The 17,771-nt window shown below is 74.9% G+C and carries 15 protein-coding genes; 8 read left to right on the forward strand and 7 right to left on the reverse strand.

Annotated elements, in window-relative coordinates; all coding sequences use genetic code 11:
- Positions 1-753: 753 nt before the first annotated feature.
- Entirely contained in the window at positions 754-1,248 is a 495-nt protein-coding gene (locus Ani05nite_RS09125) for a PaaI family thioesterase (protein WP_203766781.1), read from the reverse strand.
- 56 nt (positions 1,249-1,304) lie between these two features.
- Between Ani05nite_RS09125 and Ani05nite_RS09130 the strand changes: the two genes are divergently transcribed.
- From Ani05nite_RS09130 to Ani05nite_RS09165, 8 genes are all read left to right on the forward strand, one after another.
- A complete protein-coding gene (locus Ani05nite_RS09130; protein WP_203766783.1) occupies positions 1,305-1,793 on the forward strand; it encodes a winged helix-turn-helix transcriptional regulator in 489 nt (162 codons plus the stop codon).
- A gap of 11 nt (positions 1,794-1,804) precedes the next feature.
- A complete protein-coding gene (locus tag Ani05nite_RS09135) occupies positions 1,805-3,382 on the forward strand; it encodes an MFS transporter (protein WP_203766785.1) in 1,578 nt (525 codons plus the stop codon).
- A gap of 80 nt (positions 3,383-3,462) precedes the next feature.
- Positions 3,463-4,302 (forward strand): cyanophycinase, encoded by an 840-nt coding sequence (locus Ani05nite_RS09140; RefSeq protein WP_239129533.1) that lies wholly within the window; start codon positions 3,463-3,465, stop codon positions 4,300-4,302.
- Positions 4,299-7,058: a cyanophycin synthetase gene (gene cphA / locus Ani05nite_RS09145; RefSeq protein WP_203766787.1), complete on the forward strand. Its 2,760-nt coding sequence runs from the start codon at positions 4,299-4,301 to the stop codon at positions 7,056-7,058. Before Ani05nite_RS09140 ends, cphA begins: the two co-directional genes overlap by 4 nt.
- A 532-nt stretch (positions 7,059-7,590) precedes the next feature.
- On the forward strand, positions 7,591-9,960 hold the full coding sequence (locus tag Ani05nite_RS09150; RefSeq protein ID WP_203766789.1) for a serine/threonine-protein kinase: 2,370 nt from the start codon (positions 7,591-7,593) through the stop codon (positions 9,958-9,960).
- 297 nt (positions 9,961-10,257) lie between these two features.
- Complete coding sequence (locus tag Ani05nite_RS09155) at positions 10,258-10,515, forward strand: hypothetical protein (RefSeq protein ID WP_203766791.1); 258 nt, start codon at positions 10,258-10,260, stop codon at positions 10,513-10,515.
- A gap of 153 nt (positions 10,516-10,668) precedes the next feature.
- Positions 10,669-11,571 (forward strand): sigma-70 family RNA polymerase sigma factor, encoded by a 903-nt coding sequence (locus Ani05nite_RS09160; protein WP_203766793.1) that lies wholly within the window; start codon positions 10,669-10,671, stop codon positions 11,569-11,571.
- A gap of 170 nt (positions 11,572-11,741) precedes the next feature.
- Positions 11,742-12,962 (forward strand): hypothetical protein, encoded by a 1,221-nt coding sequence (locus Ani05nite_RS09165; RefSeq protein WP_203766795.1) that lies wholly within the window; start codon positions 11,742-11,744, stop codon positions 12,960-12,962.
- A gap of 110 nt (positions 12,963-13,072) precedes the next feature.
- On the opposite strand, the gene Ani05nite_RS09170 is transcribed toward Ani05nite_RS09165, so the two are convergent.
- From Ani05nite_RS09170 to Ani05nite_RS09195, 6 genes are read right to left on the reverse strand one after another with little or no spacing between them, the layout of a single operon-like run.
- Positions 13,073-13,810 carry an urease accessory protein UreD gene (locus tag Ani05nite_RS09170; RefSeq protein ID WP_203766797.1) on the reverse strand — a complete coding sequence of 246 codons (738 nt, stop codon included), beginning with the start codon at positions 13,808-13,810 and terminating at the stop codon, positions 13,073-13,075.
- Positions 13,811-13,862: 52 nt separating this feature from the next.
- Positions 13,863-14,570 carry an urease accessory protein UreG gene (gene ureG / locus Ani05nite_RS09175; protein ID WP_203766799.1) on the reverse strand — a complete coding sequence of 236 codons (708 nt, stop codon included), beginning with the start codon at positions 14,568-14,570 and terminating at the stop codon, positions 13,863-13,865.
- The gene (locus Ani05nite_RS09180; protein WP_203766801.1) at positions 14,560-15,204 is read right to left on the reverse strand and encodes an urease accessory protein UreF; all 645 of its coding nucleotides are present in this window, start codon (positions 15,202-15,204) and stop codon (positions 14,560-14,562) included. Before Ani05nite_RS09180 ends, ureG begins: the two co-directional genes overlap by 11 nt.
- A gap of 10 nt (positions 15,205-15,214) precedes the next feature.
- Positions 15,215-16,933 (reverse strand): urease subunit alpha, encoded by a 1,719-nt coding sequence (locus Ani05nite_RS09185; protein WP_203766803.1) that lies wholly within the window; start codon positions 16,931-16,933, stop codon positions 15,215-15,217.
- Positions 16,930-17,343 carry an urease subunit beta gene (locus Ani05nite_RS09190; protein WP_203766809.1) on the reverse strand — a complete coding sequence of 138 codons (414 nt, stop codon included), beginning with the start codon at positions 17,341-17,343 and terminating at the stop codon, positions 16,930-16,932. The genes Ani05nite_RS09185 and Ani05nite_RS09190 overlap by 4 nt, the downstream gene beginning before the upstream one ends.
- Complete coding sequence (locus Ani05nite_RS09195) at positions 17,340-17,642, reverse strand: urease subunit gamma (protein ID WP_203766811.1); 303 nt, start codon at positions 17,640-17,642, stop codon at positions 17,340-17,342. Before Ani05nite_RS09195 ends, Ani05nite_RS09190 begins: the two co-directional genes overlap by 4 nt.
- Between the last annotated feature and the right edge of the window lie 129 nt (positions 17,643-17,771).

Raw genomic sequence — 17,771 nt, forward strand, 5'->3', positions numbered from 1 at the left:
GGGGTGCCCGTGCGGCTACCGGGGTGCCCGTGCGGCTACCGGGGTGCCCGTGCCGCTTCTGGTGTGCCCGTGCCGCTTCTGGTGTGCCCGTGTCGCTTCTGGCATGCCCGTGCTCGCAGGCCCTGCCACACTCCGCTCCGGTCCCCTTCACTCGGATCTTGGTGACGCCGCGCCGAGACGAGGGTCTGGGCGTATCAAGATTCGCTCGCGGGGCGGGCTTGTCCGCTTTCTGAGGTGCTCGCCGGCTTGCCTCGGTGAATCTTGAGGCGCCGGGCCGTGGCAACCGACCCGCTCTCCCCAAGATCCGCGTGGGTGGAGGGGCAACCGGGCAACGCGGGCTGCCACCTGGCGGTTCCCGCAGCTGCCGGGCTGACGCGGCGGCGGCCGAGTGCGAGCGCGCCGCATCCGGCAGTAGGAGCCCGGCGGGCGCCGAGCGGCAGAGCGCCGCGTCCGGGAGTGAGAGCGCGGCGGGCGCCGAGTGGGAGCGGTCCGTATCCGGGAGTGGGGGTGCGGCTCGTAGGAGCGGTCCGCATCCGGGAGTGAGAGCGCGCCGGGCGCCGAACGGGACGCGCCGCATCCGGTAGTTCTACCTCGGACGGTCCCGCGACGAGCATCCGAGCGACCGCGAGGTCCGGCACCCTGGCGTGCCGGACGGGCCGCCCCCGGGCCGCCCCCGGGCCGCCCCCGGGCCGCCCCCGGGCCGGCAGAACCGCCCCGTTCCGGACCGTCAGGCGCCGCTGCCGGCCCCGAGGATCAGCCGAAGAGCATGCAGCTGGAGGTGGCGTGGGCGATCAGCCGCCCCGCGGAGTCGGTCAGCCGGGCCTCGGTGAGCGCGGTCCGGCGCCCCTTCTGCAGCACGCCGCCCTTGCAGGTCAGCCGTCCCGATTCGACGGTCACCGCGCGCAGGAACTTCACGTTGAGGTCGAGCGACGTGTAGCCGACGCCGGCCGGCAGGGTCGAGTGCAGTGAGCACGCGGCCGTGCTGTCCAGCAGGGTGGAGATCACGCCGCCGTGCACCGAGCCGAGCGGGTTGTAGTGGAACTCCTGGGGGTCCAGGAAGAACGTCACGCTGCCCTCCTCGACCTCCATGCCGGCGATGTCGATCAGATTCATGATCGGCGGGGGCGGCAGCTCGCCGGCCGCCATGCCGCGCAGCAGGGTCAGCCCGTCGGTGGTGCCGAGCAGGGCGGCGTGCGCCGCCGGGTCGGTCCAGGAGTACGTGCGGGTCCGGTCCTGGGTCTGCGTCATGGACGCAGATTGGCACGGGCTTGCTGTGTCTGTCAAACAGACCTAGCCTCGGTGTCATGCAGCCCACCCTCCCGCGTCCCGCCGCCCTGGACTGGTCCATCGACACCTGCACGATCGGCCGGGCGATGGAGATCCTCGGGGAGCGGTGGACCGTGGTGGTGCTGCGTGAGGTCTTCAACGGCGTCCGCCGCTTCGCCGACATGCGGGAGCGCACCGGCATCCCGCGCCAGGTCCTGGCCAACCGGCTCGCCTCGCTGGTGGCGCACGGCCTGCTGCGCCGCGAGCCGTACCGGGAGCCCGGGGCGCGGATCCGGCACGAGTACCGGCTCACCGCCAAGGGGCTCGACCTGTACCCGGTGCTGACCGCGGTGAAGGCGTGGGGCGACCGCTACCTGGCCGAGCCGGAGGGCCCGCCGCTGGAGATGGCCCACCGCGGCTGCGGGGCGGAGGTCCACGTCGAGCTGCACTGCGCGGACGGCCACCGGGTCGCCGACTACCGTGAGGTGGTGCCCCGCCCCGGACCGGGGGCCCGGCGCCGAAACTAGAGTCCCTCGGCGTGACGACGACACCGGCGTGGAGCCCGCTGCGGGACAAGGTCTTCCGGGGGCTGTGGATCGGCGTGCTGGCCAGCAACGTCGGCACCTGGATGCAGACCGTCGGCGCCCAGTGGCACCTGGTGCACGAGCCGGCCGCGGCGACCTACGTCAGCCTCGTGCAGACGGCCACGATGCTGCCCGTCCTGCTGCTCGCCCTGCCGTCGGGCGCCCTGGCCGACACCTTCGACCGCCGGCGCCTGCTGCTCGCCGTACAGGTGGGGCTCTTCGTCGTGGCCGCGGCCCTGACCGGGCTCACGGCGCTGGACCGGATGCCGCCGCCGCTGCTGTTGATCTTCACCTTCCTGCTCGGCGCCGGGCAGGCGCTGACGCTGCCGGCCTGGCAGGCGGTCATCCCCGAGGTGGTGCCGCGGGACGAGCTCCCGGCGGCGTCCGCGCTCGGCGCGGTCAACACCAACCTGGCCCGCTCGGCCGGGCCGGCGGTGGCCGGCCTGCTCGTGGCCCACGTGGGCGTGGCCGCGGTCTTCGGCCTCAACGCGCTGTCCTTCGTGATCTTCGCCGGGGCGCTGCTGCGCTGGCGGCGGCGCCCGGAGAGCCGACCGGGGCACGCCGAGCGGTTCGGTCCGGCGCTGCGGGCCGGCGGCCGGTACGTGCGCTACTCGCCCGTGGTCCGCCGGATCCTGCTGCGCGTCGTGCTGTTCGTGCTGCCCGGCAGCGTCGTCTGGGGACTGCTGCCGCTGGTCGCGGAACGCGAGCTGGCCCTGGGCCCCAGCGGCTACGGCGCCCTGCTGGCCGCCCTCGGCGTGGGGGCGGTGCTCGGCGCGCTGCTGATGCCCCGGGTCCGCGAGCGGGTGCCGGCCAACCGGCTGCTGGTGCTCGCCGGCGTGGTCTACGGCCTGGCCCTGGTCGTGGTGGCCTCGGTGGCGAACGCGGTGGTCGTGGTGGGGGTGCTGGTCGCCGCCGGGCTGGCCTGGATGATCCAGGTGTCGCGGATGAACGCCGGCCTGCAGCTGTTCCTGCCGAACTGGGTGCGCGCCCGCGCCTTCGCCGTCTACCAGGTCGTCTTCGCCGGCGGCCAGGCCCTCGGCGCGCTGGTCTGGGGTCAGGTGACCGAGGCGTTCGGCCTGCGCGCCGCCTTCCTCGCCGCCGCGGCCCTGATGCTGGTGGGCACCCTGACCGTGCCCTGGCTGCCGCTGCACCACCAGGAGGGCGACCGCGGCCCGGCCGTCTACTGGGCCGAGCCGCACCTGATGTTGGAGCCGCACCGGGACGCCGGCCCGGTGCTGGTCACCTCGACGTTCCGGGTGCGGCCGGAGAACCGGGCCGCCTTCGTCGCCGCGATGCAGGCCGTGCGGCGCTCCCGGCAGCGCACCGGGGCGACCCGGTGGGGACTGTTCCGCCCGGGCGAGCAGGCCGGCGAGTTCGTCGAGGTCTACCTGGTGCCCACCTGGGAGGAGCACCTGCGCCAGCACGAGGGCCGGCTCACCGGCAGCGACGAGCGGGAGGAGCACGAGGCGTGGGCGCTGGCCGAGGGCCCGCCGGCCGTGACGCACCTGCTGCCCGCCGACTCGGCGGATTAGCCGGATGTTTCGGTATTGTTCCGTTTAGCCTCTAGGCAGGCCGCCGGATCGTCGGGTGCGGCCCCTTCAGGAGGCGCGGCGTGGCAATCGTCGATCATCGCGGTCACTCCCGCCTGCTCGTCATCGGCGGCGCCGAACGCTACGGCCCCGGCGGCACCGGGATCCTGCGGCGCTTCGTCGACCTGGCCGGCGGCCGGGCGGCCCACATCATCGTCATCGCCACCGCGAGCGCCGAGCCGGCCGTCCTGGAGGCCGAGTACGCCGCGCTGTTCACCCGCCTGGGCGCGGGCCGGGTACGCGCGCTGCGCCTGGAGAACCGCGGCCAGGCCAACGAGCCCGCCGTGGTCGAGGCGCTCGCCGCCGCCACCGCGGTGTTCTTCACCGGCGGCGACCAGCTGCGGATCACCGCCGTGCTCGGCGGCACGCTGACCGACTCGGCGCTGCAGCGGCTGGTGCAGACCGGGACGATCGTGCTCGGCGGCACCAGCGCCGGCGCGGCCATGATGTCCGGCACCATGATCCTCGGCGGCGACGCCCCGGGGATCAGCCGCGACAGCGTGCGCACCGGCCCCGGGCTGGAGTTCCTGCCCGGGGTGCTGATCGACATGCACTTCGCCGAGCGGGGCCGGCTCAACCGGCTGCTCAGCGCCGTCGCCCTCTATCCGCACGAGCTCGGCCTGGGCATCGACGAGGACACCGCGATCCTCGCCGAGGGCGACAACTTCGAGGTGCTGGGCACCGGCACGGTCACCGTGGTCGACGCGGGCGCGGCCGCGGACATCCGGGTGCCGGCCGCCGGGCCGATCGCCCTCACCGGGGCCCGGGTGCACGTGCTGCCCGCGGGATACCGGTTCGAACTGTCCGGCCGCCGCCCCTCGCTGGTCGACGGGGCCGCCGGGGAACGGGAACTGGCCGCATGAAGATCATCGGCATCCGCCGGCTGCGCGGACCCAACGTCCACCTGTCCCGGCCGGCGATCGTGGCCCGGGTCCGCCTGGACGCGCTGACCGGCCGCGAGACCAGCGACGTGGCCGGGTTCACCGAGCGGATCCTGCGCTCCCTGCCGGGCCTCGCCGAGCACCACTGCGCCGCCGGGGCGCCCGGCGGCTTCGTGAGCCGGATGCGCGGCGGCACCTACTTCGGGCACGTCACCGAGCACGTCGCCATCGAGCTGTCGCACCGCATCGGCCGCGACGTCAGCTTCGGCCGCACCGTCGCGGCCGGCGAGCCCGGCCTCTACGACCTGATCATCGAGTGCCCGGTGGACGAGTCGCCGGAGTCCACCCTGCCCGCCGAGCTGCTGGCGACCGCCGTGTCGCTGGTCTGCTCGGTCGCCGGCGGCGAGCCCGTGCCCGCGGCCACCCTCGGCGAGCACCTCGCCGCGCTCGCCGCCCTGGCCGAGCGCGAGGCCACCGGGCCGAGCACCCGGTCGATCATCGCCGCGGCCCGGCGCCGGGGCATCCCGGTGGAGCGCTACGCCGACCTGAGCCTGCTGCGGCTGGGCTGGGGCACCCGCCGGCGGCTGGCCTGGGCCGCGATGACCGACCGGACCAGCGGCGTCGGCGTCGACATCGCGGCCGACAAGCAGGTCACCCGGCGGCTGCTGGAGGACGCCGGGGTGCCGGTGGCGCCCGGCGGCGCGGCGCGGACCGTGGAGGAGGCGATCGGCCTGCTCGGCACGCTGGGCGCGCCGGTGGTGGTCAAGCCGCGCCAGGGCCGCCAGGGTGAGCACGTCGTGCTGAACCTGCGCACCGCCGAGGAGGTGGCCCGGGCGTACGCCGCCGCGGGCGGTGACGTCGTCGTCGAACGGCAGCTCGGCGGGCGGGACTACCGCGCGCTGATCGTGGCGGGCGAGCTGGTCGCCGCGGCCGAACGGGTCGCCGCCCACGTGGTCGGCGACGGGAAGAGCACCGTGGCCGAGCTGGTCGCGTCGACCAACGCCGACCCGCGCCGGGGCGTCGGGCACGCCCGGGTGCTGACCCGCATCGAGCTCGACGACACCGCCCGGACGGCGCTGGAGCGGCAGGGCTGCACCCCGGAGACCGTCCCGGCCGCCGGGCGGCAGGTGTGGCTGCGCGACAACGCCAACCTGTCCACCGGCGGCACGGGCAGCGACGTCACCGACCGGGTGCACCCCGACGTGGCCCGGCTCTGCGTGCGCGTCGCCGCCCTGGTCGGGCTCGACATCGCGGGCATCGACCTGCGGCTGGCCGACATCGCCGCGCCGCTGCCGCCGACCGGCGAGCAGGCCGGGCCGGCCGCCGGGGTGATCGAGGTCAACGCCGTGCCGGGGCTGCGCATGCACCTCGCGCCGGTGCGGGGCCGCGCCCGCGACGTCGGGGACGCGATCGTGCGGGCGATGTTCCCCGGCGGCTCCGACGGGCGGATCCCCACCGTGGCCGTCACCGGCACCAACGGCAAGACCACGGTGACCCGGCTGACCGCGTACCTGCTGGCCGGCACCGGCCTGCGGGTCGGCACGGCCACCAGCGACGGCGTGTCGATCGACGGCCGCCTCGTGTACGCCGGCGACGCCACCGGCCCCCGCTCGGCGCAGATGGTGCTGGGCGACCCGGGGGTGCAGGCGGCGGTCCTGGAGACCGCGCGCGGCGGGACGCTGCGCCGGGGCCTGGGGTACGACTGGACCGACGTCGGCGTGCTCACCACCATCACCGCCGACCACCTGGGCCAGGACGGGCTCGACTCGATCGAGGACCTGGCGCACGTCAAGGCGCTGGTCGCCGAGCGGGTCCGGGACGGCGGCACGCTGGTGCTCAACGCCGACGACCCGTGGGTGCGCAGCATCGCCGAGCGCCCCCGGGTCCGGGCGGACCGCAAGCGCGTCGTCTGGTTCGGCACCGACTCCCGCCAGCCGGTGCTGGCCGAGCACCTGGGCCGCGGCGGGACGGCGTACGTGTTGCAGGACGGCTGGCTGGTGCAGGCCACCGGCGGCCGGCGCACCCCGTTGCTGCGGGTGGCCGAGGTGCCGGGCGCGTTCGGGGGAGCGGCGCCGTACGCGGCCGTCAACGCCCTCGCCGCGGCGGCCGCCGCCCGGGCCCTGGGCGCCTCGCCGGACGTGGTGGCCGAGCGGCTGGCCGGCTTCGAGCCGCGGGTGGACAACCCGGGGCGCGGGACGCTGCTGCGGCTGGGGGAGGTGTCGCTGTTCGTGGACTACGCGCACAACCCGGCGGCGATCGCCACGGTCCTGCGTACCCTGCACCGGCTGTGGGGTCCGCAGCGCTGCCTGGCCGTGGTCACCCTGCCCGGCGACCGCCGCGACGACCTGCTGGCCGCCTCCGCCCAGGTGCTCGCCGACGGGGTCACCCGGGCGGTGCTGCACGACGACGAGGACCCGCGCGGCCGGGCGCCCGGCGAGGTGTCGGCGTTGGTGGAACGCGAGATGCGGGCGCGCCGCCCCCTGCTGCAGGCTGTCCGCGCGGCCGGCCCCCGGGCCGCGGTCGAGGCGGCGCTGCGGCTGGCGGCGCCGGGCGACGTGGTGCTGGTGCTCTACGAGAAGCTCGCCCCGATGCTGGATCTGCTGGCCGACCTGGGTGCCGTGCCGGGTGACTCCACGGTGGTGCACGCCGGCCGGCTGGCCGCTCATCCGGGCCGTGCGGCGGAGCCCGGGCGGGGCACGGTCCGGCCCGAGGGGGCGGCCGCGGCCTCGGCAAAGTAACTGGATCGGGTGAATTGCCGGCAATGCTGGCGAGTTGCGCCAACAAAGAATGATCGGCGGCGGGAAATCACCCGATCGGGCGGGGTGCCCCAGGTCATTTGCCCTGGGACAACCATCACACAGGGTATAGATGAAAGTGACTCGGAATCGGCCCATGGTATCTGTGCGTGATGCATGAGCGACTGCACGTGCAGAATCCCTGGTGAAGTCCCCCGATTCGCGTTCCTGCCGCACATTCCGACGAAGCGGTCATAACCGGTCAGCCCTCGGCCTGATGGTCATCTATACAACGCTGACCTGCCGTTATGCCCAAACCTCCGGCCGGGCACCGCAGGCGCACAGGGGGAAACTGAGGGTGACGACGTGCAGGTCACCCCCGGGGCGAGGAGTCGAGACAGTGGCCGATCGTCCGCTAACATCCTCGCCGTCGATGGGGAATGCTCGGTCCAACGGCGGACCGACAACCGCCCCGGCGTCAGCACGCATGGCGGTGCAGTGTTGATGTTTCTTCCGATCGCGCATGTGGGGGCACATGAGCACGACGGACCTGCCCGGTTCGAGTCTGCTGGCCGGTCGCTACCGACTGGTCGAGCGGCTCGGCGCCGGCGGGATGTCAGTGGTCTGGCGAGGGTTCGACGAGGTTCTCGGTCGGCAGGTGGCGGTGAAGGTGCTGCCGCCCTCGACGAGCACCGACCCCTCGTTCCGGCGCCGACTCCGCGGGGAGGCCCAGGCCGCCGCGCGCCTGAGTCACCCGCACATCACCAACGTCTACGACTACGGCGAGGCGACCACCGTCGACGGTGAGCCCGTGCCGTACGTCGTGATGGAGCTCGTCGACGGCGAGTCGCTGGCCGCCGTGCTGGCCCGCTCGCGCCGGCTGCCGTGGCCGGCCGCCGTGCGCATCGCCTCCGAGGTCTCGGCGGCCCTGGCCGCGGCGCACGCCCGGGGCATCGTGCACCGCGACGTGACCCCGGCCAACGTCATGCTCACCTCCGCGGGCGCCAAGGTCGTCGACTTCGGCATCTCGGCCCTGATCGGCGAGAACGACATCGACCCCGACGGCAGCCTGCTCGGCACGCCGGCCTACCTGGCGCCCGAGCGGCTCGAGGGCGGCCAGGTCAGCCCGGCCACCGACGTGTACGCCGTCGGCCTGCTGATCTACCGCACCCTGATCGGCCAGCTCCCCTGGGACGTCGGCACGACCACGGCCCTGCTGCGCGCCCACCAGTACACCGAGCCCGACCCGCTGCCGGCCGTCGAGGGCCTGCCGCCCGCGGTCTCCGCCCTGATCGCCCGCTGCCTGGAGAAGCGGCCGGCCGACCGGCCCTCCAGCGCCGAGCTGGCGCACGTGCTCGGCACGGTGACGGCCGGTGTGCCGGCCGCCCGCGCGTACGTCCCGGACGGCGCGGACAACGGCGAGGACACCACGATCCTGCCGTCGGCCCGCCGGAACACCGACGGCTACGCCCGGCTCCTGTCGGGTCTGGCCCGGGTGCCGGCCCAGGCTCCCGGCCGCGGCGTCGCGCCGATGCCCGCGGCCGAGGCGCCGGTCTCGCCGGCCCCCGCGGGATCGCCGGTGGCGCCCCCGGTCTCCGTCGCCGAGGTCGAGGCGGCGGTCGGCCCGGTCGCGTCCCCGCCCCAGCGCGGCGCCCGCAACAGCCGGTTCGGTCCCGTGAGCCCGGCCCCCGTCGGCTCGGCGGCCGCCGCCCCGCCCGCCCCGCCGTCCGAGCGGCCGGCCCGGCCGTCGGAGCAGCCGGCCTCGCCGTCCGGGAAGCCCCTGCCGCCGGCCGAGCGGTCCGCCCCGTCGTTCGGGCGGCCGGCCTCGTCGGCCCCCGGCCACCCCGGCCCGGCGCTGCGTCCCGCCTTCGGCGCGGACGGCGCGTCCCGGCCGCCGGCGGACCGTGCCGCCGGCCCGTCCACCCCGCCCGCACGTCCCGGCGGCGGGGGCGTGCCGCCGCACCAGAACAGGCCGGGCGCGGCGGCCACCGGTCCCTCGGGCCCCGGGCGCAACGGGGGCCTCACCCAGCGGCGCCGGGTGCTGATCGTGTCGGGCGCGGTCGCCGGCGCGGTGCTCGCCGGCGGTGTGGCCGTGGCCGCGCTGGCCCGCGACGGGGCGTCGCCGCGCACGCCGAACGCGATCTCGACCACGCTGGCCGGATCGAACAAGTGCGTGGTCAGCTACGCGGTCTGGTCCGACAAAGACAACCAGTTCAAGGCCGCGATCACGGTGGCCAACCGCGACACGACCGCGATCAAGGACTGGAAGCTGTGGTTCGTCATGCCCGGTGACCAGGTGGTGACCGGCATCGGCAAGGTCAAGCTGGACCAGCAGGGCCGCGGCGTCACGGTGCAGTCGCCGAAGGTGCTCAGTCCCCAGCGCACCGAGACCCTGCAGGTCAACGGCCGGTACAACGCCAGCAACGCCGCCCCGATGGTCTTCCAGCTGGGCGGCGAGACCTGCCAGACGTTCGTCTCGCCGGCCCCGGGCGCGCCGTCGCGGCCGGTGGAGCACCTCAGCAACGGCACGGTCCGGCTCGGCCCGGTGCCGACCAAGGACACCCCGATCCCCGGCATCTCGATCAACCCGAGCGGCGTCGCCGTTCCGGTCCCGGTCGGGACGACGGCCCCGGCGGGCGGCGCGCCGACCAGCTCCGGTCCGGGCACCGTGGTCGATCCGGGCACCGGCACCGGCACCGGCACTGGTCCCGGGACCGGCACGGGCACCGGCGGCGAGGACGGCGAGGACATCGAGCCGTCCGTGGCGGGTACGACCCCGCCGACCACGCCGCCCACGACGGCGGTCGAGCAGCCGCCGACGACCCCGCCGACGACGGACGCGTACACCGACCCGGCCGACACCCCCGGCGACGTACCTCCCGCGCCCCCGGCCGGCCTCGGCTGACCTGCGCCCCGCACGATCCTCGGGCGGTCGACCGGAGTTCCGGTAGGCCGCCCGAGCTGCGCGTAAAGTCGGACGGAGAGCCCGTCGGGAACCTGTGCTCCCCTCCGCGAACCGCGACGGCCGCGACGAGGGCCACCCGCCGAAATCGGTACGGACCGCATCGGCGTGCCGCCGGGCCGGGCTGACGCCCACGGGGAAGATGACTGATACCGGTCTGCAACCTGAGCGGTTCCGGTCGGCACCGGCGCGAGCGTTAGCTGGAACCAGAGCAAGTCGTCGCACATCGGGGAGCTCCACATGATCAGCACCGTCCAGGAACTGGCGGCCGAGGCGTTGTTCGTCTCGTATCTGCAGCCGTCCGAATGCCCGAGCCGGCAGACCGTCGAGGAGACCGTCACCGCCATGCTGCTGCGGCACGGCAGCGACGGCTGTGCGGCCGGGGTCGCGGAGGAGTTCGGCGACCACCCGGAGGCGGCCGTGCGCCGGATGAACTGGGTGCGTCACGAGCTGAGCGGCCTGCTGGCCGCCCCGCGCCGCCCGCACTTCGCCAGCTAGGGGCCGGCCGGAGCCACCGCCCGGCGACCTGAGTCTTTTTCGCAAAAAACACCATAAAAGCAACCGAGTTCGGCCGCGCCTGCACCTTTCGGCCACAAGTGTTCTCCTCATCAGCCGGTTCATCAGCCGGCTCGTACGAGCGAGGAGGAACACGTGACCGTGACGACCGATCTCCCCGCCGCCGCCGGCATCATCCACGACGCGCCGTCCGCGCGCGACCTCGAGGACCTGGTCCGCGAACACATGCCGATGGTGGGACACCTGGTTCGGGAACTGCTCAACCGTGTGCCCGGCCACGTGCATGCCGACGACCTGTCGTCCGCCGGATTCGCCGCGCTGCTGGGCGCCGCGCGCTCCTTCGACGTGAGCCGGGGCATCCCGTTCCACCGGTTCGCCGCGGTCCGGATCCGGGGCGCGCTGCTGGACGAGCTGCGCGGGCAGGACTGGGCCAGCCGGTCGGTACGGGCCCGGGCCCGCCGCACGGCGACCGCCCGCCAGGAGCTCACCGCGGCGCTGGGTCGCACCCCGTCCGAGGCCGAGGTGGCCGAGATGCTGGGTATCGGCGTGGCCGAGCTGGCCAGCGTCGAGGACGACGTGCAGAAGGCCGCGCTGCTCAGCCTCCAGGGCTTCCCCACCGGGGCGGCCGAGGAGATGGTGCCGGAACTCTCCGAGGGCCCCGAGGACCTGCTGCTCAAGCGGGAACGCCTGGGCTACCTGCACCAGGCCATCCAGGCCCTGCCCGAGCGGCTGCGCCTGGTGGTCACCCAGTCCTTCCTGCAGGAGCAGCCGCTCAGCGACGTGGCCGCCGAGCTCGGGGTCACCGAGTCGCGGATCTCGCAGCTGCGCACCGAGGCGCTGCGCCTGTTGCGCGAGGGACTGAACAGCTCCCTGGCCCCGGAGCTGCTCACCGTCGCGGCGGGTGGGCCGCGGACCCGCAAGGGCTGCCTGCAGCGGCGGCGGACCGAGTACTTCGCCCGGGTCGCCGAGCAGGGCAACCTGCGGACCAGGCTGGCGCTGACCGACAGCCACGGGGTGCCGATCGCGGTCGCCGCCTGACGTATTCCCCGGCCCCTCCTGATCATTGTTGAAGTGGATCATGAGGGGTCGGGGAAAAGAATTCCCCCACCCCCGTCATACGGGGTCGCGAGTGGACGACGGTCTATGCAACGATTCGTCCGTCCGCAATCTCGGGACCAACTCGCACGGGGGTTTCCTTGTATTTCCGCATGCGTATCGCGGCGTTCTGCGCCGCTGTCACGATCGTCTCCGTGGGCGCCGGATCGGCGCCCGCGGTCGCCGATCCCGCACCCGCCCCGCCGGCGGCCGCGCCGGGCGCCACGCTCAGCCGGCCCGTCGCGGCGCCGGCCGGCAAGCAGCTCTGCGCCGCCGTCACGGCGCATCCGCGCAAGTTCATCAGAGCCGGCGAGACCCAGGCCGGCTGCGCCGTGGCCGCGACGACCGCGGCCGCCGCCGCGGTCGCGCCGGTCAGCTGTCAGGACCAGACGACCGGCACCTGGCACTACCGCCGCACCTCGGTCTGCCTCGCGGGCTACCAGCGCAGCCTGCAGACCGTCGACGCCGCCGGCAAGGTCACCGGCACCGCCACGATCGAGATCTCCACCGACATGCCGTTCCAGACCGAGCGCCTGACCTGGACGGAGAACTGGTACCTCACCCTGACCGCGGCGACCGGGCGCCTGACGACCATGGGTCTCACCTGGTCGGTGGCCTGCGGCACCGGCTGCGCGGCGCGCAGCACGCCGGCCGGCGCGCAGCAGGTCACGGTGGGTGCGACGGTGTCCGGCACGACGACGTACACGGCCAACCCGGCCGGCCGCAGCGAGTGGACCCAGACGTACTCGCTGGCCGCCACCAACCCGTCCGGCGACACCCTGCCGGTGCAGAGCTACCCGGGCTACTACCCGTTCCGCTGCGACCGGGTGATCGGCCCGAACCCCGGCTGCGTGGTCCCGGCGGTGACCATGTCGCTGGCGATGAGCAAGTCCGGGGCCGAGCGGTCGGTGCAGGCGGCCTGGCTGCTCCAGCGCGACTTCCCGGACAACTGGGGGGCCGGCGCCAAGCTGCACCGCCAGATGGATTCGACGCTGGCCCAGGCCAACTACGACGCCGTCTGCAACGACGGGACGTTCGTCAAGAGCGGCACGTCGGACACGTGCGTGCTGTTCCCGCCCGCCTCGACGTACGAGACCGCGCGGCTGCTCGGCCTGTCGGCCGGTGACTGCGTGGACGCCACCGCCCGGCAGTCGCGGGGCACCGGCCAGTGGTATCTGGACTACGCGGCGGGCACCGTCGATTTCACCGAACGGTGCCTGCGGGCCCACGCGCCGGACACCGAGGCGGCCGAATTCCAGCGTCAGCTGAACGGGTTCTACCAGGGCCAGCGCATTCTCGACAATGACGCCTTCGGGCTGGTTTTCTCCGGCTGAGGAATCAATTCCGGCAGCGCGTATTCCATCGACCGTGGGGCGGCTTCGCGGCAGGACATCCCGGGCGGGGCCGCCCGCGGGCGGTGGCGCGGGACAGACGTCTCGGGGTGTCACTCGCCGGGCGCGGCGCAGAGCGGATCCAGGGCGGCGCGTACCTGGCGGATGTCCCGGCCGACGGCGGACGCGAGCAGCCCCGGCCCGGCGAGCGGCATGAGCGCGGCGTCCCCGCCCAGCAGCGCCGGCTCGGGCCACCCCGGGCCGGCCAGCACCAGCGCGCCGACCGCCCGGCCGCCACCGAGCACGGCTGCTCCCGACCAGCCCGGCGCGCCGGGGCCGACCGCCAGCTCGTGCCGGTGGAGGGTGCTGCCCGCGTACCGGATGGTCACGTCGGCCCGCACGTCGCCGGACGGCTCGTCGTGCCGGCCGCAGACCAGGTCGTCGCGCCACAGCAGCCGGCCGCCCGCGGCGACCTCGACCCGGGTGCCGGCCCGGTGCCGGCAGCCGGCCGCCGCGATCAGCGGCTCCGGCAGCCAGCGCAACGTCGCGTCCGCCGCGACGGCCGCCCGGATCTCCAGCCGCGACGGCGGCGCCCCGGCCCGGCCCGGTAGTGCGAGCTGGGCGGCGACACTGCGCACCGTCAGCCGCGCGGCCGGCCCCACCTCGACGTCCAGGCGCAGGTCGTCGCCGCCCAACGGCCCGGCGGCGCCACCGACGAGATGCACGGTGACGGCACCGCCCGCGCGCGGCCCGGTCCGGCGCAGCAACAGCGGCGACTCGCCCCGGAGCACCCGCAGCCGGGTGCCGCCCCGCCCGTCGGCCTCGGCGACGATCCGGGCCTCGGCCCGCATCAGCGCGCCACCGGCCGCACCCGCGGGTGGGCGCCGGAGGGCCGCGGGGGCGTCAAGGGGCCGGGACCCGGGCCGCCACCAGCGCGCGGATCCAGTCGGCGACCGGGGCGGCCGCCCGGTCCTGGACCAGCGACAGGAACACCGTCGGCAGGTCGCCGCGCCGGGCCCGCGCGTCCCGGTCCATCACCGCCAGGTCGGCGCCGACCAGCGGGGCCAGGTCGGTCTTGTTGATCACCAGCAGGTCCGCCGTGGTGACCCCCGGGCCGCCCTTGCGGGGCACCTTGTCGCCCCCGGCCACGTCGACCACGAAGATCTGCCGGTCGATCAGGCCCTTGCTGAACGTCGCCGTCAGGTTGTCGCCGCCGCTCTCCACCAGCACCAGCTCCAGCGGCCCGAGCGCGGCCTCCAGGTCCTCGACCGCGTCGAGGTTCGCCGAGATGTCGTCGCGGATCGCCGTGTGCGGGCAGCAGCCGGTCTCCACCGCGCGGATGCGCTCGGCCGGCAGCACGCCGTTGCGCAGCAGGAAGTCGGCGTCCTCGGTGGTGTAGATGTCGTTGGTCACGACGGCCAGCCGCAGCTCCGCCCCTAGCGCCCGGCACAGCGCCGCGACCAGCGCGGTCTTGCCGGAGCCGACCGGGCCGCCGATGCCGATCCGCAGCGCGCGGGGCGCTGCGGGCAGCGGGGCGTGCGGGTCCACACCCGGATCGGGGTGGCTGTGGGGCGCCTCGTCGGGGCCGTGTTCGTGCGGTTCAGGATGCAAAGAGACGCACCTCCCAGGTGGCGTGCAGCTCGGCGCCGAGGTCGAGCAGGGGCGCTCCGGCGGCCGGCAGGTCGTCGACCGGGTCGTCGGTGCGGGCCGCGGCGTCCGCCGCGATCCGGTCGATCTCGGGGGCCAGGCGGGCCAGCAGCGCGTGCACCGCGTACGGGTCGAGGCCCAGCAGCCGGACCGCCGCGCCGGCCGGACCGCTCACCGTGCCATGCGCCGCCGCGACCGCGGCCTCCCGCGGGCCCAGCCCGGCGGCGGCGGCGAGGGCGCCGAGCGCGACGGGGTGGTGCGGCTCGCGGCCTAGCTCCGGCAGGGACCACATCGCCCGCCCGGCGCGCAGCAGCGCCCGGCCCTGGGCCCGGGAGGCCCGGCGCAGCGCGGGCGAGGGCGTCCGGGCGTCCAGGCCGCGATCGAGATCCCGGAAGTCCCCGGTACGGGCACACGCGCCGGCCGCGAAGGCGGCGGACACCAGGCCCGTGGTGTGCAGCCGTCCCCGCAGGAACCCGCCCAGGTCGCCGACGTCGCGGACCCGCCCCGCCGCCACCGCCGCCTCCAGCCCGCCCGAGTGCGCGTGCCCACCGGCGGGCAGCCTCCCGTCGGCCAGCACCAACAGCGTCGCCAGGCTCATCCGGGCGTCCTCAGAACAGGAAGTAGCGCTGGGCCATGGGCAGCTCGTCCACCGGCTCGGGCGTCACGACCTCGCCGTCGATGCGTACCGTGAACGTGTCCGGCTCCACCTCGATGCGGGGCAGCGCGTCGTTGAGCGGCAGGTCCGCCTTGCCCACCGAGCGGGTGTCGGTCACCGGCACCAGCGCCCGCTTCACCCCGATCCGGTCGCCCAGCAGCGCGTCGATCGCCGCGGGCGCCACGAAGGCCACCGACGTCACGGACGGCACCACCCCGTACGCGCCGAACATCGGCCGGGGCAGCATCGGCTGAGGGGTCGGGATCGAGGCGTTCGCGTCGCCCATCTGGGCCGACGCGATCATGCCGCCCTTGAGCACCAGGGCCGGCCGGACGCCGAAGAACGCCGGGTCCCACAGGACCAGGTCGGCCAGCTTGCCGGGCTCCACCGAGCCGACCTGCTCGGCCAGGCCGTGGGCGAGCGCGGGGCAGATCGTGTACTTGGCCACGTACCGTCGCGCCCGCAGGTTGTCCGCCGCGCCGTCGCCCGGCAGCGCGCCGCGGCGCGCCTTCATCACGTGCGCGGTCTGCCAGGTACGCATGATCACTTCGCCGACCCGGCCCATCGCCTGCGAGTCGGAGCCGATCATCGAGATCGCGCCGAGGTCGTGCAGCAGGTCCTCGGCCGCCATCGTGGACGGCCGGATCCGGCTCTCCGCGAAGGCCAGGTCCTCGGGCACCGAGGAATTCAGGTGGTGGCAGACCATCAGCATGTCGAGGTGCTCGCTGAGGGTGTTGCGGGTGTACGGCCGGGTCGGGTTCGTCGACGACGGCAGCACGTTGGGGTGCCCGGCGACCGTGATGATGTCGGGTGCGTGCCCGCCGCCGGCCCCCTCGGTGTGGTACGCGTGGATCGACCGCCCGGCGACGGCCCGCAGCGTCTCCTCGACGAAGCCGGCCTCATTGAGCGTGTCGGTGTGGATGGCGACCTGCACCCCGGAGGCGTCGGCGACCCGCAGCGCGGCGTCGATCACCGCGGGCGTGGTGCCCCAGTCCTCGTGCAGCTTGAAGCCGCCGGCGCCGCCGCGCAGCTGCTCCCACATCGACTCGCTCGACATGGTGTTGCCCTTGCCGAGCAGCAGCACGTTGATCGGCCAGGAGTCCAGCGACTCGAGCATCCGGGCCAGGTGCCAGGCGTTCGGCGTGACCGTGGTGGCCTTGGTGCCCTCGGCCGGCCCGGTGCCGCCGCCGATGATGGTGGTGATGCCGCTGGCCAGCGCGGTGTCCAGGATGGTGGGGCTGATCAGGTGGACGTGGCTGTCGATCGCCCCGGCGGTGAGGATCCGGCCGTTGCCGGCGATGATCTCGGTGCCGGGCCCGATCACCAGGCCGGGGTGCACGCCGTCCATGGTGTCGGGGTTGCCGGCCTTGCCGAGCGCCACGATCCGCCCGTCCCGGATGCCGATGTCGGCCTTGACGACGCCCCAGTGGTCGAGCACCACGGCGCCGGTGATGACCGTGTCCGGGCTGCCCTCGGCGCGGGTGGCGCGGGACTGGCCCATCGACTCGCGGATCACCTTGCCGCCGCCGAAGACCACCTCGTCGCCCGGCCGCGGTCCGGCGCTGCGGTCCTCCTCGATCTCGATCAGCAGGTTGGTGTCGGCCAGCCGGATCCGGTCGCCGGCGGTGGGGCCGTACAGGGCGGCGTAGCGGCCGCGGTCCAGGGTGGTCATCGGGGACTTCCGTTCGCCGGCTGGTCCTCGCCGGTGTCCTCGTCGAGGGAGCCGGCGGGCTCGATGTCGTCCGGGTCGGGCGCCGGCGCCGCCGGGGGCCGGTCCAGCGGGCCGGCGGCCAGGCCGCGCAGGCCGGGGACGATCCGCCGGCCGGCCAGCGGGATCAGCTCGACGTCGCGCGGCAGGCCGGGCTCGAAGCGGACCGAGGTGCCCGCGGGCACCGCCAGTCGGTGCCCCCAGGCGGCGTCGCGGTCGAAGTCGAGGGCCGCGTTGGACTCGGCGAAGTGGTAGTGCGAGCCGACCTGCACGGGCCGGTCGCCGGTGTTGCGCACGGTCAGGGCCAGCACCGGCCGCCCGGCGTTGATCGTGATGTCGCCGTCGCCGGCGATGATCTCCCCCGGCACGATCATGAGATCGGCTCGTGCACGGTGACGAGCTTGGTGCCGTCCGGGAAGGTGGCCTCGACCTGCACCTCGGGCAGCATCTCGGGCACCCCGTCCAGGACGTCCGCGCGGGTGAGGACCCGCCGCCCGGCGTCCATGAGGTCGGCGACCGTGCGCCCGTCGCGCGCGCCCTCGAGCAGGAAAGCGGTGATGATCGCGGTGGCCTCGGGGTGGTTGAGGCGCAGGCCGCGCTCCCGCCGGCGCCGGGCGACGTCCGCCGCGACGTGGATGAGCAGGCGTTCCTGCTCGTGCTGGCTGAGGAACAACCGAACCTCCCCGGGTCGCCAGGCGATGCTCGCAGCTCGAGGTTTCCGACGTGTTACCCGCGCCGCCAGCTTGATCATGCTGATCAGACCACGGTGGCCCGGCCGTCCGCAGGTGACCACGCCGTGCGG

Origin of the sequence: Actinoplanes nipponensis, from assembly GCF_016862275.1 — a bacterium.
Lineage (GTDB): Bacteria > Actinomycetota > Actinomycetes > Mycobacteriales > Micromonosporaceae > Actinoplanes > Actinoplanes nipponensis.